Consider the following 15,203-nt stretch of genomic DNA (forward strand, 5'->3'; position numbering starts at 1 on the left):
CTCCCTCAGAAATGCTGTTATTTTTTGGCTTAGCTTGCTGCCCCGATCCGTTCCACAGCACCTGCCGGACAGATGGAAAGGCAGTTTCCACAATGCAAGCAGTGGGCGGTGTCAATGCTTCGTGGGATCGTATTGCTGATACAATTCACCGGGCAGACGCTTCGGCAGCCCTGGCAGCCGATACATTTTTCAGGAATAATGCGATAGCCGTTTTCCTGAATATGCTCACCACCAAAGGAAAAGCTCTGGCGATAGGGCGGAAGTTGGGCGAGGTCGAAATATTCACCCTGGCCTTTGTAGAGCTGAAACACTTCCAGAGCCTCCCGGCTTTTTTCGGTAGGATAGATTTTCGCCATATAGGGGTTCTTTTCAAAGATTTCAGCTAACCGTTTTTTCCCTATGTTGCGTACCGCCCCTCCCACGGAGATTGCCGTGGTGGACAGGGTATCTCCGCCTTTCATCCCCGAAAGAGAGACAAAGGGCTTTGCCATCAAACGGCGGTAAAATGCTTTGCCCTTTGCGGTCAGGAAATAAAGACCGTCATCATCCGCCAACATCAGGTCAATCACACAGGTCTGGGGCAGGCCGTGTTCGTCCAAAGTGGCAAACACCACGGAATGGATGTCTGACTGGAGAATGTTCAAAATCTCTTGTGTTGTCATAGCTTACCTCCCCTTGCTTGTCCCCCGGAGAACCGGTGTCAGTTTCGGATATACCACCAGTGTCACCAGAGCGATCCCAAGCCCTTTGAGCAGATTGAATGGAATCGCATTCCATAAGACCACATCCAACTTGGTATGTATGAAGGGGATAAATTCAGCGAAAGATGCAATCAGCGCATCCAGCGGCATAAAGGTTTCAAACAGCGGCAGCAGAATAAAATAGTTTGTCACAGCCGCCATAATCGCCATGCCGATGGCCCCCGTCAGACAAGCCAGCCAAGCCGGACGATGATTTTTATAATAGATCATGCCTGCAAGATAGACCATTGCGCCGCCCATCAGGAAATTGGCCAGCTCGCCCACACCGCCGGTACTGGTGCTGAGCAATCCCAGCAGGTTCTTTACCAGCTCCACCAGCACGCCAGCCCAAGGCCCCATCGTCATTGCGCCGACCAGCGCCGGAAAGTCCGAAAGATCCATCCTGGCAAACGAAGGGGAAAGCGGTACAGGGAACTCAAGAAAAGATAAAACAAAGGATACTGCCGCCAACAGTGAAATCATTGTCATGGTACGGGTGCTGCGCAGGGAGGCGGCTTGCCTGTTTGTAACAGCAGCTACGGAAATAGACTGATTGTTCATAACTCTCCTTATGAGATGGGCTTTAGATTAAGGCCGCCCCACATGATTGCGGGGCGGCCTTGGCCTATCTTCTATCATCCAGACTGTAACTGTCGGTGCCGGAATCACACCGGCTCATGCTACTCAGCTCGCGGACTCTACCGCCGGTGGGGACTTTCACCCCGCCCCGAAGATCGGTATGGATTTTTCAGGATTACAGGTCGTACACCTGGGGAGGATTGCCGGAGAAGTCGGCAATCACGGCATGGGCGTCGGCCAGATAGAACACCTCAAAGATCGGGTTGTCGGCGGTCTGGTACTGGCCCTTGACGATGGGGTTCTGGATGCACATTTCCTTGACCGGCATATTGTTCTCAAAGACCGCCTTGCCGTTCAGACGAATCCAGGCATACGCCGGGCTGGAAACAGAAACCTCGATGTTAGGGTTAGCCTGCATATCCTTGTAGACATCTTTCTGGTTGTTGGTGCAGAACCACAGCTTGCCGTCTTTCTCACCGGCGAACATGAAGGGGCGGCACTTGGCCTTCCCGTCCCGGCCCACGGTGGCGAGGTACTGCACAGGGTTTTCGTTCAGAAATTTCACAACTTCGTTCATAATAGATAACCTCCAAACTGTTGCTGTTGTTATTGAGAAAGTGTTTGCTTTCTGTTTCTGATTTGATTGTAACAGCGTTCTTTAGCTGCGTAAAGTACGCACAATATTGTGGTATAGTTACCTGCTGGTAACAATGCTCGATCAGAACTTGCCGTTGTCGTTCTGCCAAGTGGACTGATCGGCGATGGTCTCCATCACATCCCAGTGCTCGGCAATCTTGCCGTTCTCCACACGCCACAGGTCGTAGTAGCTGGTGGGAGCGCCGCCGTAGGTTCCCTCACTGACCGCCAAGACGAAGTTGCCCTGGGCCAGGACCATGTGGGTCTCGTCGTAGATCATCTGGATGCCCTGCTCCGCCAAAGCTGTAAGTGCGGCATTCAGGCCGGAGACGCCATCGGCAATCGCAGTGTTGTGCTGGATGTAGGTGTCACCGTCAAAGTAATCGGCGGTCTTGTCGGGATTGTTGCCCTGCATCACATCGTAGAGGAAGTTCTTCACCAGTTCCCGGTTTTCCTCAGTCTTGTCCAGATCGGTCACTTCCATTGTACCGTCGATCTGGGTGTGGCCGGAGGGGTTCGGCTCCGCAGCAAGGGCGGCCAGGTTGTCCCAATGCTCGGCAATCTCGCCATCTTCATCAAAGCGAAAGATGTCAAAGGCCACCTGCTCGCCAGCACCGGCGAAGTTATAGACGGTCTGGAGGAACACATAGTCCCCGTCCTCAAAGGAACGGATGTTTTCCACGGTGGTCTTTACATCGGCAGACGCCAGGTATTCCACGGAGCTGATAAAGGCATCCTCCCCCGTGCCATAGGCCAGATTGTGCTGGATGTAGTTCTCGTCCAGCAGCTCACGGGCAGTCTCCGTATCGCCGGAAGCGAAGGTGCCGATCAGGGCCAGGGCCTTTTCGGTGTTGGTCTGTTCCTCCTGGGTGTTGCTTTCCACCTGGCTGCTGGGCGTGCTGCTTTCGGGAGCAGAACCGGGGTCAGAGGTGGAAGCAGTGTTGCTGGAACATCCGGCCAGAACGGAAGCAATCAGTGTCAGCGCAAGGGCGCTGGAAATAAACTTTTTCATTGCGATAATCTCCTTTGGGGTATAGTTGTGTTTTACGGTGTGCCGAGGTTTAGGCTCGAACCACGGAGATGCGCTGCTGATCGTGGTGGCCCTTCACAGCCTCGTCCACCATAGCGATGGCGTAGTCGGCGTAGCTGATGATGCTCTCGCCGCGGCTGTTCAAGGTGAGTTCCTCACCGCCCAGCAGATAGTTTCCGGTCCGCTCACCCTCTGCCTGGAAATCCCCGGCAGGGCTGATGTAGGTCCACCGGACATCCTTGCGCTGCCGCAGCTCGGTCAGCGCCTTGCCCATGTTGGAAGCCAGGGGCTTGAACACATCCGGGAAATCCGGGCCATCCATGACCTGAGCGGTATGCTCGGCATTGACATACAGGCTTCCGGCGCCGCCCACCACCAGCAGGCGGGTGTCCGTACCGCTGAGGATGTCACACAGGTGCTTGAGGGAAGTGCTGTGCAGAGGCAGCGTGTCCTCGGTCCAGGCACCGAAGGCGTCGATGACCACATCAAAGCCCTTCAGGTCAGCGGCGGTCAGATCAAACAGGTCTTTGGTGATGACCTGGCTGGCCTCCGTCTTGTTCTCGCCGCGAACCACAGCAGTCACATCCAGCTTGCGGTCCAGGGCCTCCTTCACGATCAGTTTACCGGCTTTGCCATTGGCACAAATAACAGCGATTTTCATGTTTTTGTCCTCCTTGTCGCTTGTGTTTTCCTTGTTCGTGTGGAACAGCTTTTCAAAGATGCTCATGGGGAATACCTCCTGATTTTTCTTGGGATCGGGGTGTTCCCCTTCCTTGCAAATTCATCATAGCGCAGGAAAAGAGGGTTGAAAAGTACGCACAATATTGTGCTATGGTCACCTTGCGGTAACAATTAGGCGGTTACCAAAAGGTGACTTTTTGATAAATTCAAGGCTTTTGGGCCTTCCTAATTCACAAAAAATTTTATAAAATTTTCTTGACGCGTTTTAGAGACTAAGAGTAATATATAGATATAAGCGCAAAATAGAAACCAATGGACCAGGAGGTGTCAGTATGGGAACTGCCACAAAAGAATTGCCAGCGTGTCCGGTAGAAACCACGCTGACATTGATTAGCGACAAATGGAAAGTTTTGATCTTGCGGGACTTGCTCCCTGGCACGAAACGCTTCGGTGAATTGAAAAAATCCATCGGCCATGTATCTCAAAAAGTTTTGACCGCTCAGCTGCGAGAGATGGAGGAAAACGGCCTTCTTACCCGTACCGTCTATGCGGAGGTTCCTCCGAGGGTGGAATATACGCTGACGGATTTGGGGTACAGTTTGAAGCCGATCTTGGACGCTTTGTGGAATTGGGGCGAGAACTACAAGGCGCAAAACAGTTGATAAAAGAGTGCCGCAGACCATCGCTAATGAATGGTTCTGCGGCACTCTTTTGATTATCGTTCCGGTCCTTTATCTTTCCTCTTGTTGAGATGCTGCTCCTTCTGCGTCTGGCGCACCATTCTCCGCATAGCCTGTCGTTCCATATCCTCATGCAGCATCCGGGAAACCGCCTTTTTGCTGTCAAACATCAAAAGCGGGCTGTACTTCTCGCTGTAAACCTGCTGTGCCCAGTTCTCCGCTTCCTGCTCCTTACCGGGGCGGATTGTCTGTTTTGTTTCGTAGAGCTGCACCGGATCGAAGCCTTGCGCCTGCTCCCGAAGCCCGGCATACTCGGTCAAGGCAGCGTCCAACTCAGCGGAATATTTCTGTTCCTGTTCTTCCAACCGTTTCAAGCTCTGCTCCATGGCGGCAATGTCTTTAGGAAATTTATCGGCAGCATCTTCCTCTGTATATGACAGCGATGCCAGAAGCAGATTCTTTTCCGAACGCAGTTCCTCCAAATCCTCCGTCAGAGCCGCAATCTTAGCCGCCAGTTCCCGGTGCCGGAATACATGAACCGCAGAGAGCGCCTTTTTTTCGGAAAGCAGGCTGCGGCGCTCTTTTGTCTTATCCCGAATGTCCTTTGCCAGCTGATGGTACTGTGTGAGGGCAGGGCGCAGCGTATTCAGCGAAGCATTCAGGCGTTCCTTGCCCTTGCGGAGATACCCCAGCTGATAGCAGAACAGCAGCAGATTTTTACGCAGATTCTCCATGGCCTCAGCAAGCGCCGGGAGGGTGTTCCTGACTGCCTGCGCCAGCTTTTTGACCTGTCCCCTCAACTCTCGGAGCAGGGCATTGTCGGCCTTGATCTGCCGGTTCAGTTCGCATCGGTCAGAGATAATGCCCTTTTTCTCCATGGCTCTGGCAACCACACCTTCATGGACCGTAGGCCGCTCCAGCAGGCCACGTTCGGCATGGCTGCGGTGGTCGATGCGTTCTTCGTGCCCGGTGCGTTCCAGATGGCGGTTTGCCACATCTGCCCATGCAGCCCGCCACAGAACAAGTTGCTCATCGCTGTTCCAGCGTTCCGTGATGGGATTCTGTCTGCCATATTTGGTGCTTTTGGGATACTTGGATACCCGTTCATAGCCCTGCGCCTGCGCTGCGGACGGGGCCATATACACCTTCTTTTTGCCCACTTTGTACTGGTACTGTTTCTCCCAGCCGTCGGCCTGCGCCTGCTTGAACTCGGCGGCGGTAAAGCCCCGTTCCTCGCCGTCTTTGACACAGAGATATTCTTTCTCAGTCTTGTACTGCCATTTTCCCTTTTCATCCAGCGGGCGCACCGTCAACAGGATATGGGCATGGGGATTGTGTCCGGGAGGATATGGGTCATGGATGGCAGCATCGGCGCACATTCCGTCTGCCACAAATTGCTCCTTGATGAAATCTTGCAGGAGCTGGATTTGTTCCTCCCGGCTCAACTCTATGGGCAACGCCGCCACAAATTCACGGGCGAGGCGGCTGTCCTTTGCGGTTTCGGTTTCCTCCACAGCATTCCACAGGGTTTCCCGATCCTGCCACTCTGCGGGGGCGGTGGCTGGCAGAAAAACCTGCCGCCATCCAAGTCCCTGTTTGCGGGTGTAGTCGTGCTGCACTCCGTCATACTGGTTGAGCATCCGGGAACAGCTCAGATAGGCCGCAGCAGCCACGGCGGAGCGCCCAGCTCCACGGCTGACTATTTTGGCCTCCAAATGATAAATCGCCATTGTCTATCGTCCTTTCCGAAGGGCTACTGTGAAACGCAGCAGCCCTTCTTCCGTACTCGATACAACAGGTACGTCGTGAAATGCGACGTACCACCAGCAGGGGTGGAGCGAATCGTTCCACCCCTGTATCTGTGTCAAGCTGCCGGTGGCAGGTTGACGCAGGCAGGCGGCGGGATGGGGTGGCAATATACCACCCCATGAACAGGGGATTCCAAAGTGGAAACCCCTGCGCCGACTGCATGGGCAAGGCTGGCAGTTTGGTAGAAACGCAGCCTTGTCCAGCGGCTCCCGCAGGAGCCACAATCCCCCTCGGAGAGCGCACGTGCCCGACCAACGGGAGGGCTACCACCGCCTGCTTTAGCAGGTGGTGAGTAAGTGCGCCCTTCGGGATAAAAAAGAGGGAGGCCCCCGGTTTCCCGGAGACCTCCCAGCCGTTTTCAATCGTGTGCTGTCAGCTTTCGCCGCAGGTATTCTTCCAGATTATCAAGCCCTACCGCCTGTACTTCCGGCAGCACTTTTTCCAGTACAGCGCCCTCCTGAATGAGCCGCCTTGTCCGGGCTTTTCGCTCCTTCACCCGGTCCCGTGCCTGGGCTTCCTCCAAGCGGTGCTTTGCCTGCAACAGTTTCTTTTCTTCACTTGTCATGGCTTTACCTCCGTTTCTGCCAGATCAGGTCATAGCCCAGCACGTCGGCCAGCTCCATAACCTCCTTGTAGCGGATGGATTCCCGCTGGAGCTTGGCCGACAGGTTGGAAACGCTGTCCGACCAGCCGTATTCCTCATGGAGCCGGTCAACTACCTCCTGCATGGTATATCCGGCCCGGACGATCTGTGCCTTAATCTCGTTGCGTACCGTCATCATAAAAATCCTCCTAAATTTACTTGATAAAAAAGCGAAGCCGGTACGCCCTCTGGCATAACCGCTTCGCTATGTCGTGAAAAATTCTCTCGTCAACAAATCCGTTCAGAATTGCCGGTGTGATGTCCTGTCCATAGGTCGCACCTTCCGACTTTTCCGTTCCGTGTGATTTGGCTTGAAACCGTGCATTTTCCCATGGTTCCATGCACCCGGTTCACCGGGGTGAGAAGCACGGTTTCGCAAAATGATTTCTTCCAGCCGTCAAATACTTTCCGATTCCCACTTGCCTTGATTTAACATGGGGATTTAACCGGTGATTCTGACTGACATAGCCGCTGAATTGCTATAAAAGGGAGAACAAGGGTCAATCAAAGCGTACGTACGTACACGGTTCAGCGCCGCCATTCCTCCGGTACATCTTCCGGTACGTACGTACGCATCGAATCACCGGAAAACACTGATATATGATTTCTTACCAATACTTCAATCCCAAGAAAGCCACGTACCCGCCGTCCGGCTGCGTTGGTCACATTGTTGCAGTATTCCAGATTGTAGCGGCTCTGGTAGGCGATCAGGGCTTCGCTGAAGCTGCGTGGCTTCAGGGCAGGCAGGTTGTTTTCGGTGCAGTAAATCTGGTATGCCTCGTACAGTTCTTTGGAGCTGGCAGATAGATCGGCTTTCAGGCGAACATACCCGTCAGAATCCAGAAAATCATAGACATTGTTGTTGTCCCGTTTGACTGCTTCCCGGTTGTCTTTGGTGCGCTGGCTCTCGGTGAACTTGAAGTTGTTTGCGGCCAGCCGCTGCAATCCCTCAAAAGCCCACAGCAGAATACCCTCCACCTCGGCTTTCATCTTCTCGGCAAGGTCAGGATCATCCACACGGCCAGCCGGTTTTTCTTTCGTGGTCAGCACCAGCTGGCGGCGATAAAATCCGTCGCTCCGGTCAAACAGCGCCTGCAAATCTCCGTTGGAGAAGGCCAGCAGCCGGGCGCACATCCATCCCTGATAGCTCTGCTTGCCCTTGCGCTCCAAATCCATCTTGCCCTGGGCAGTGACGATGGATTTCACATAGTTGGTCTGGCGCAGGGCCTCCATTCGCATATCGTCATCCACGCACAGGAGGATATGTTCCAAATCGGCACGGGCAAACCGGTTCTCGGATATTTTCCCGATGCTGCCATCCTTCATGTTGGAACCGAACAAAGTTCCCAGCACAGCGCCGATCTGCGACTTTCCTTCGCCACCGCTGCCCTTAATGACCATCATCCGCTGCCCCTTGTTGCTGGGAATCAGGCAGTAGCCGATATATTCCTGCAAGGTGGGGATGTCCTCCGGGTAGAGCAGACCATCCAGAAATTGCAGCCAGAGAACAGGTTTTGGGGCGTTGGGCTTGTAGGACACGGGGAAACGGTTGCGGACGATTTTCGGCTTTCCTTTCGCAAAAGTTCCGTCCAGAAAAAGCGTGCCGTTGGAAAGATGAATCCGATCCGGCTCCGGGGGAAAATCCTCTACCAACGCCGCCAGTTTCATCAGCTCCACAATGTTGCTGATTTTGCGGGGAATGTTGCTGACCGCACAGCATTTCAGCTCCTCAAAAATTTCTCCCCGCAGGGGCAGTTCATCGGTCACACGGCCTTCGGGCGTGAAAAAAGCCCCGTTTGTGAAGATGATCTTGTGCGTCTGCAAGAACTCCTCACAAAACAGGGCTTCGTTGATGCTTTTGCCATCGAACCAGACGGGCATCCCGTCAAGCTGCGCTTTGCTTTTCATGGGCGCTATCCTCCTTTTTCAGCCTGTCCAGCCGTTCCTCCAAACCGGCGATCAGGCCATCCTTGTTCAGCATTTCCACGATTTTTACCCGCTGTTCCAGCTCGGCGGCAATGAGCAAATCCGCCAGATACTCCACATAGTCCAGCATCTGGCAGGCTTCCACAAACCGGTCATCTAAACTGTCATCTGGATTGGCTGGGGCATAGTTCTGTTTCCAACCTTCCAGAAGATGCAGATAATCACACAGCACCCGCAGACAGCGCACTTCCTCCTGCCGGTATGCTTTCAGCAGAGGACGCTCCGGTTTGGGCAGGGCAGCTGCCGCAGGCGGCTTGTCCGGACCAATCCCAAAATCCTGTGCCAGCTTCTGCGCTGCTTCGTAACTGCTCAGGTCAAATAACCTCGCCACAAGGTCGATTACATCGCCGGTGGCCCCGCAGCCGAAGCAGTAAAAATACCGTTCGTTCAGCTTCATGCTGGGGTGTTGGTCCTCATGGAATGGACAACTGCACATCCCATTTCGGTTGACTTGCAGCCCATAGTGTTCCGCCGCATCCGGCACACAAATATTCTGTTTTACCAGTTCAAAGAGTGTCATGAAAATCCCTCCGTTTCAGGGCATAAAAAAGCGGCCTGCCCGGTTTGTTGGGGCAGGCCGCAGTCTTTATGCAGTTTGTGATGTTTCCGTTTCTTTGGCTTTCCGCTTTTCCTGCCGGTAGAACTTCTCCCGGCAGGCGGGTTTGCAGAATTTAGCGTTGGGGCGAACAGACTGGAACGGCTCTCCGCAGCACTGGCACACCAGCTGGTACGGTTCACCCGGAACGATCAGCCCCTCGGCAATCTTCTGTTTGCGCTCCTTCTGGCGCAGATACTTTTCATGGTCACGGATGCGCTTCTGGCGGCGCTTTTCCTCCGCAGCCAGTTCTTCCTCGGTGGGTTCGGGCATGGGCACTTCAAACTTCCCGATGAAATTCAGATAAATCTCAATTTCCTGCACCCGTTCCCCGGTGCTTCTGTCCGGGGCATGGACCAGAATTTTCTCCACAAATTCATGGAGCATGGGGGCGGTCAGCTCGGTGAAATCCGTATATTTCTGTGCCAGCGCCAGAAAGTGACTGGCACGGTCCGTGTCCTCATGGAACTGATCCAACTGTGCCTGCTCGGAGGCAAGCAGCTGTTCCAGCTCGGCCTGTTCCTTCTCATATTCGGCACACAGCAGCTCGAACCGTTTTTCCTCCAATTTGCCCATGGCATAGGTTTCATACAGCTTTTTAATCAGCACATCCAGCTCGGCGCTGCGTTTGCGCTCCTTGGCGACCTTGCGTTTCAGCTCCTTGGCCGCTTCCTGCTGGCGAACCTGTGAAATGCTGCGAACCTTCTGAATGAATTCCTCCTTATTCTGGATGGCATAGCTGGCGGTGGTGCGGATGGTTTCCAGAATCAGGGCGTTCAGGGCCTTGGTGCTGACGGTGTGAGAAAAACACATCTGGGTTTCACGCTCAAAGGTCAGGGTATAGGTGGAGCAGTTATAGAAGTCAGTTCCATACTCCCGCCCGTCCTTTTTGCGCTTGCCCCGGTGGTTATACATCTTGGCTCCGCAGTCGGCGCAGAACACAAGGCCGGTCAGGGGATTGGCGACGCCAGTGGTATCCGTCCGGCGCACCGTCCGTTTCACCTGCTGGGCCAGCTGCCAGGTTTCCGGGTCAACAATGGCCTCGTGGGTGTTCTCAAAGATCAGCCAGTCGGACGGGTCATTTTTTACCCGCTTATCCCGGTAGGACTTTTTGGAAGAACGGAAATTGACGGTGTGCCCCATATACTCCGGTTTCTCCAGCATGGAACTGACCGTGAAGCCGTACCAGTCATAGGGGCGGCTGGTGTCCACGGTGTTCTTCCGGCTGCCTCTGCCGTTGCGAGCCAGATAATAGGCGGGGCACTCCACCTTTTCCTGTGTGAGTATCTTGGCAATCTCATGGGGGCCGTGCCCCTCCACCGCAAGCCGGAAAATCCGCCGCACCACGGCAGCGGCTTCCTCGTCCACCAGCCAGTGGTCCTTGTCCTCCGGGTCTTTTTTGTAGCCATAGATGGCGTTGTTGGTGGTGGGCTTGCCCGCCTTGCCCTTGACACGGTATGCTGCCGAAACCTTTTTGGACTGGTCACGCAGATACCATTCGTTCATGATATTGAGAAAGGGCGCAAACTCGCCGCTGTCCTGTTCCTCGCTGTCAATGTTATTGGCGACAGCAACAAAATGAACCCCATTCTGTCGGAACATTACCTCGGTGTAAAAGCCGGTTTGCAGGTAGTTTCTGCCGATCCGACTTAGGTCCTTACACAGCAAGTGGGCCACCTTGCCCGCCTCGATGTCCGCCACAAGGTGCTTCCATGCGGGACGGTCAAAGTTGCCGCCGGACCACCCATCGTCTGTGTAGTGGACGATATTGGTGTAGCCCCGCTGCGCTGCATAGCTTTCGAGATAACGTTTTTGGTTCAGAATGGAGTTCGAGTCGCCCGTGAGGTCATCGTCACGGGACAGGCGCTCATAGAGCGCAGTGATTTTTTCTTCCGTCTGTCTGTTTGCCATATCAGGCGCTCCTTTCAGACGGACGGCTCATTTGTGGCAGTTCCATTATACCACATTCCGGCTGATTTGCCAGCCCGTCGTTGCGGATCAGCCGCAAAATTTTATCTTCCATCGTTTCCTCGGCGGTTTCGCTGAGGTAGACACGAACTTTATAGGTGGTCTTGCCAATGTGCCGGGTCAGAAACACGGCGTTTTTATCTGCCATAGAACCTCTCTTTCTTGCGCTTTCAGCACATCCGGTGTATACTGTTGTTATAGTTCCGATGTTTGTAACCTGTAATTATGTTACTTCTTTTTTGCGTCAAGCCTGAACATGGCGAAAGCCCCCTTTCTCCTGCGTGAACGAGCCGATGTAACCCAAGTAACTTATTTTTAGATTACTCTTCCACTAATAGGAGAAATCCGGGGTGCAAAACGGAACCATTTTTGAAAAATCGCAAAAATTTTTTTGAAAAGAGGTGGGGTCATGGCGTATCTGTCTGATGACGAGCTTCTGGATACCGAGGGTGGCTTCACCGGATGGGACGCTGGGGCGGAAGAAACGCTGGAACAGGCGCTTGCGGAAGAACGTCTGGCCGAGCTGGAAAGTGAGCTGGAGCAGGACGAGCATCCCATCGACTATGAAGCGGAGCTGGAGGACGAGGAAGAAGAAGCCGCCCCGATCAGTGATAAGCGGCTCAAACAGGAGATGCGGGCTGAGGCCATACGGCGGCTGGAGGAAGCGGCCCGTACCGAAAAGGATTTCCGGGCTGTGGTGGAGGAATGGAACAAGCTGGATCGGAACCGGGAGCGCCGGGAACGGGACCACGAAAACCTCCGTGGGGATGTGCCACTGGAATATCAGGCGGTGCCGGAACCGAAGCTCATTCCCCGCTGGATGAACAACCCCACATACCGGCAGCTGATGGCCGGGAACTTTCTGGACATCCTGTTTGACTGCCCCTATGAGATGCACAACCTGACCGCTGATCCCTTTATTTCCCGCATGGTGGAGGAACTGAGCGAGGAGCATAAGGAAGTTCTGTATTTTCTCTCTTTGCGCCTATACAGCTCTACCCGGCTTGCCGCTGTGCGTGGGCAGTCTGACCGCAATATCCGCAAACTGCGGAAAACCATCCACAAGAAATTGCAGCGCCAGATGTATGACCATCTGTGCGGCAAGCAGGAGCATGGCGGCAGCCTAACCTTGCGGGAACGCCAATTTTTGGAGGAATACTCGAAAATCGCAAGAAAACAGGGCAAGGACGCCGTGATCCGGCGGGAGAATAAGACCAAGCGCAGAAAAAAGAAAAACCGCCCCTGATAATTGGGACGATTAAGGAGAAAGGGCGTGTATGATGAAAAATTTATTTGAACAGTCCCGTTCCCATTGGGTGCGGTACGATCATTACGAGCTGAAAACAGCGGAAGATGGCAAGCGGTATATCACCCCCGGCAAGAGCGCAAAGCCGGATGTCTACAATCCGCTGAAAGAGGTTCCCAACATTGTGCTGGATGCCCTGAATGTGGGGATGCTGATGATGGGACGCAAGCCGGAAGCAGAAGTGGAAAAGGCGGTGATGGAGTTTATCACCCGGTACGGCCTGCTGGGGATGATGACCGCTCTGCCCACCACCCCGTCCTTTATGGACTATGAGGCGGTATATCTGCCGAAAAACCACTTTATCAAGGAAGAATCCATGGCGGCAGACAAATATCTGTCCCTGTTTTACCCCTTCGACCAGCTGGACTTGGTGAAGAAAGGCATTACGTCTACGTGGAACGTGTCCGGTGACCGTACGATGGTTGCTCTGACCATGACCTTCATGGACGAGCCGATGGCGAAGAATATGAGCTTCCAGCGGGAATATGCGGAACCCTATGACTGGGTTGCCCAGCAGTTCAAGGACTGGGCATTCACCCTGTCTACCTCAATCCTGTACTACAAAGATTATGATTCCATCGACGAGGACGCACGGGGGCTGTATCGCAAGGCCATGGCTGCGTTCGGCGGAATCGCCCCCAGCTACCACATCGAGCTGCTGGATAAACCCACCATTTACTGGGATTTCCATTCGCTGCTGCTGGGTATCCAGATGATGTTCAGCTTCATGCTGGTGGACGGTGAACAGCCTTTGCGCCTGTGCAAGCACTGCCAGAAGGTGTTCCTGGGCAGCCGGTCCAACGCCGCCTTTTGCAGCCCACGGTGCAAGAACCAGTACAATGTCCACAAGAGCCGTTCTAAAAAGGGCGGAAATGAGGAGGAATGATACGCTATGGAAATTCTGAAACTCAGGGAACACAGCGAACTGGCATCGGAGGCCGCAGAGTGGTTTCATTCCAAGTGGGATATTCCAGTTGAAGAATATGCGGGAAGCATACAGGAGTGCTTGACGGGCAAAAGCATTGTTCCGCAGTGGTATGTTGCAGTCGAGAATCAGCAGATTATTGGTGGTATTGGGGTCATCGAAAACGATTTTCATAACCGCAAGGATTTGACGCCAAATGTCTGCGCGGTATATGTTGAGGAAAACTACCGTTGTCAGGGAATTGCAGGAAAGCTGCTGGAATATGTTTGTGAGGATATGCGTTCATTCGGCCTGGAAACCTTATATCTCATTACAGACCACACAGGCTTCTATGAGCGCTACGGATGGAAGTTCCTGTGTATGGCGCAGGGCGATGGTGAGGTAGATTTGTCGAGGATGTATGTTTATGATTTGAAATAGAAACGGTTATCGTTAAAAATTAGACATTTGGAGAGACCTGATAAATCATTTTGCGTTCGATTGGAGCGGCATTTATTGGAATCCAGAATTTGAAAATAAAGTAAACACCAAAGGGAGCTGCATGGATAATAGAAATGGAGATTATATATAAAAACTTACAAGAGAATGAGATAAGCCGAGAGCTATTTAGACATTTTGTACGGCATCAAACTGTTGTTAAATGTAGGCGAAAAGAAAACGGAAAATGGATTATCAAAGATGATCCGTTTATTGACGATTGGAGCGAAGCGGATTATAAATTCCTGGTTTCCTGCCTGAGAAACACAGCAGCAACAGGTGGATTGGTATATGCTGCTTTCTGCGAAGGGGTGTTGAAAGGTTTCGTGTCAGTTGAACCGAAACTTTTTGGGGGAAATCACAGATACCTTGACCTCTCAAGTATCCATGTGTCAGAGGATATGCGAGGAAAAGGGGTTGGCACTGCACTGTTTCGAGCAGCGAAAGAATGGGCAAAGGCACATGGAGCAAAAAAGTTGTACATCTCAGCCCATTCAGCCGTTGAAAGCCAGGCATTCTATCACAAAATGGGCTGTGCAGAGGCGGCTGTCTACAATCAGTCTCATGTAGAAGCCGAGCCGTATGACTGCCAGTTGGAATGTAAAGTATGTGGGGATGACAGTTGATGAAAATAAGCAAAATTGAGGATAATAAAAAGAGATACATGAGCCTGCTTTTTCTTGCGGACGAGCAGAAAGATATGATCGACCGGTATCTTGAAAAAGGTACGATGTATGTTTTGGAGGAAAATGGCGTAAAAGCGGAATGTGTTGTTACTGACGAAGGCAGCAAAGTTCTTGAAATCAAGAATATTGCTGTTCTGCCGGAATGCCAGCGCATGGGCTACGGAAAACGGATGATTGAGTTTATTGAGCAGACATACCGTGATAATTTTCGTATTCTTCGTGTGGGGACGGGTGACAGTCAGCTGACGCTCCCTTTTTATAAGAAATGCGGTTTTATAGAAAGCCATCGTATCAAAAACTTTTTCACGGACAATTATGATCATCCTATCTTTGAATGCGGCGTTCAGCTTATTGATATGGTATATTTGGAAAAGAACTTACTATGGGAATCCAATACGATTCATCGAAAGAAGTAAATGGAATACCTGGCATTTTGTAAATGAATTACAAAATACAATCCAA

Annotated in this window: 18 protein-coding genes and 1 riboswitch; of the genes, 6 read left to right on the forward strand and 12 right to left on the reverse strand. The window is 52.8% G+C overall.

Going from position 1 to position 15,203, the window contains the following annotated elements; genetic code table 11:
* Positions 1 to 29: 29 nt before the first annotated feature.
* The 5 genes from ACKTS9_RS09330 to ACKTS9_RS09350 all read right to left on the reverse strand — a co-directional run bounded on the left by ACKTS9_RS09330 (position 30) and on the right by ACKTS9_RS09350 (position 3,712).
* On the reverse strand, positions 30 to 662 hold the full coding sequence (locus tag ACKTS9_RS09330; protein WP_407880368.1) for a 4Fe-4S binding protein: 633 nt from the start codon (positions 660 to 662) through the stop codon (positions 30 to 32).
* A gap of 3 nt (positions 663 to 665) precedes the next feature.
* Positions 666 to 1,301 carry an ECF transporter S component gene (locus tag ACKTS9_RS09335; protein ID WP_407880370.1) on the reverse strand — a complete coding sequence of 212 codons (636 nt, stop codon included), beginning with the start codon at positions 1,299 to 1,301 and terminating at the stop codon, positions 666 to 668.
* A 62-nt stretch (positions 1,302 to 1,363) separates the two neighbouring features.
* Positions 1,364 to 1,479: riboswitch (FMN riboswitch) on the reverse strand.
* 15 nt (positions 1,480 to 1,494) lie between these two features.
* Positions 1,495 to 1,896, reverse strand: a complete 402-nt coding sequence (locus tag ACKTS9_RS09340; RefSeq protein ID WP_407880372.1) for a pyridoxamine 5'-phosphate oxidase family protein — start codon at positions 1,894 to 1,896, stop codon at positions 1,495 to 1,497.
* Positions 1,897 to 2,037: 141 nt separating this feature from the next.
* Positions 2,038 to 2,967, reverse strand: a complete 930-nt coding sequence (locus ACKTS9_RS09345; protein WP_407880374.1) for a nuclear transport factor 2 family protein — start codon at positions 2,965 to 2,967, stop codon at positions 2,038 to 2,040.
* 49 nt (positions 2,968 to 3,016) lie between these two features.
* On the reverse strand, positions 3,017 to 3,712 hold the full coding sequence (locus tag ACKTS9_RS09350; RefSeq protein WP_407880376.1) for an NAD(P)-dependent oxidoreductase: 696 nt from the start codon (positions 3,710 to 3,712) through the stop codon (positions 3,017 to 3,019).
* Between the two features lie 286 nt (positions 3,713 to 3,998).
* Here ACKTS9_RS09350 and ACKTS9_RS09355 point away from each other — a divergent pair, with 286 nt between their 5' ends.
* Positions 3,999 to 4,328, forward strand: a complete 330-nt coding sequence (locus ACKTS9_RS09355) for a winged helix-turn-helix transcriptional regulator (RefSeq protein ID WP_087385830.1) — start codon at positions 3,999 to 4,001, stop codon at positions 4,326 to 4,328.
* A 53-nt stretch (positions 4,329 to 4,381) separates the two neighbouring features.
* On the opposite strand, the gene mobQ is transcribed toward ACKTS9_RS09355, so the two are convergent.
* The 7 genes from mobQ to ACKTS9_RS09390 form a co-directional block, all read right to left on the reverse strand.
* Positions 4,382 to 6,076, reverse strand: a complete 1,695-nt coding sequence (mobQ, locus tag ACKTS9_RS09360) for a MobQ family relaxase (protein ID WP_407880379.1) — start codon at positions 6,074 to 6,076, stop codon at positions 4,382 to 4,384.
* 437 nt (positions 6,077 to 6,513) lie between these two features.
* Positions 6,514 to 6,720 (reverse strand): DUF3847 domain-containing protein, encoded by a 207-nt coding sequence (locus tag ACKTS9_RS09365; RefSeq protein ID WP_407880381.1) that lies wholly within the window; start codon positions 6,718 to 6,720, stop codon positions 6,514 to 6,516.
* Between the two features lie 4 nt (positions 6,721 to 6,724).
* Positions 6,725 to 6,937 (reverse strand): LLM class flavin-dependent oxidoreductase, encoded by a 213-nt coding sequence (locus ACKTS9_RS09370; RefSeq protein ID WP_204889940.1) that lies wholly within the window; start codon positions 6,935 to 6,937, stop codon positions 6,725 to 6,727.
* 389 nt (positions 6,938 to 7,326) lie between these two features.
* Positions 7,327 to 8,706 carry a phage/plasmid primase, P4 family gene (locus ACKTS9_RS09375; protein WP_407880383.1) on the reverse strand — a complete coding sequence of 460 codons (1,380 nt, stop codon included), beginning with the start codon at positions 8,704 to 8,706 and terminating at the stop codon, positions 7,327 to 7,329.
* Positions 8,684 to 9,304: a CHC2 zinc finger domain-containing protein gene (locus tag ACKTS9_RS09380; protein ID WP_407880385.1), complete on the reverse strand. Its 621-nt coding sequence runs from the start codon at positions 9,302 to 9,304 to the stop codon at positions 8,684 to 8,686. The genes ACKTS9_RS09375 and ACKTS9_RS09380 overlap by 23 nt, the downstream gene beginning before the upstream one ends.
* 66 nt (positions 9,305 to 9,370) lie before the next feature.
* Positions 9,371 to 11,290: a DUF4368 domain-containing protein gene (locus ACKTS9_RS09385; protein WP_407880387.1), complete on the reverse strand. Its 1,920-nt coding sequence runs from the start codon at positions 11,288 to 11,290 to the stop codon at positions 9,371 to 9,373.
* 1 nt (position 11,291) lies between these two features.
* Positions 11,292 to 11,495, reverse strand: a complete 204-nt coding sequence (locus ACKTS9_RS09390; RefSeq protein WP_002595096.1) for a transposon-encoded TnpW family protein — start codon at positions 11,493 to 11,495, stop codon at positions 11,292 to 11,294.
* Positions 11,496 to 11,756: 261 nt separating this feature from the next.
* On the opposite strand from ACKTS9_RS09390, the gene ACKTS9_RS09395 reads away from it, so the two are divergent.
* The 5 genes from ACKTS9_RS09395 (at position 11,757) to ACKTS9_RS09415 (ending at position 15,157) form a co-directional block, all read left to right on the forward strand.
* Entirely contained in the window at positions 11,757 to 12,593 is an 837-nt protein-coding gene (locus ACKTS9_RS09395; protein WP_407880390.1) for a sigma-70 family RNA polymerase sigma factor, read from the forward strand.
* A gap of 31 nt (positions 12,594 to 12,624) precedes the next feature.
* The gene (locus tag ACKTS9_RS09400) at positions 12,625 to 13,539 is read left to right on the forward strand and encodes a hypothetical protein (protein ID WP_407880392.1); all 915 of its coding nucleotides are present in this window, start codon (positions 12,625 to 12,627) and stop codon (positions 13,537 to 13,539) included.
* Between the two features lie 6 nt (positions 13,540 to 13,545).
* Positions 13,546 to 13,998 (forward strand): GNAT family N-acetyltransferase, encoded by a 453-nt coding sequence (locus ACKTS9_RS09405; RefSeq protein WP_087249498.1) that lies wholly within the window; start codon positions 13,546 to 13,548, stop codon positions 13,996 to 13,998.
* Positions 13,999 to 14,132: 134 nt separating this feature from the next.
* A complete protein-coding gene (locus tag ACKTS9_RS09410) occupies positions 14,133 to 14,681 on the forward strand; it encodes a GNAT family N-acetyltransferase (protein ID WP_407880395.1) in 549 nt (182 codons plus the stop codon).
* Complete coding sequence (locus tag ACKTS9_RS09415; RefSeq protein WP_407880397.1) at positions 14,681 to 15,157, forward strand: GNAT family N-acetyltransferase; 477 nt, start codon at positions 14,681 to 14,683, stop codon at positions 15,155 to 15,157. The genes ACKTS9_RS09410 and ACKTS9_RS09415 overlap by 1 nt, the downstream gene beginning before the upstream one ends.
* Positions 15,158 to 15,203: the final 46 nt, after the last annotated feature.

The sequence above is a fragment of the Owariibacterium komagatae genome (genome assembly GCF_045865535.1).
Lineage (GTDB): Bacteria > Bacillota > Clostridia > Oscillospirales > Ruminococcaceae > Ruthenibacterium > Ruthenibacterium komagatae.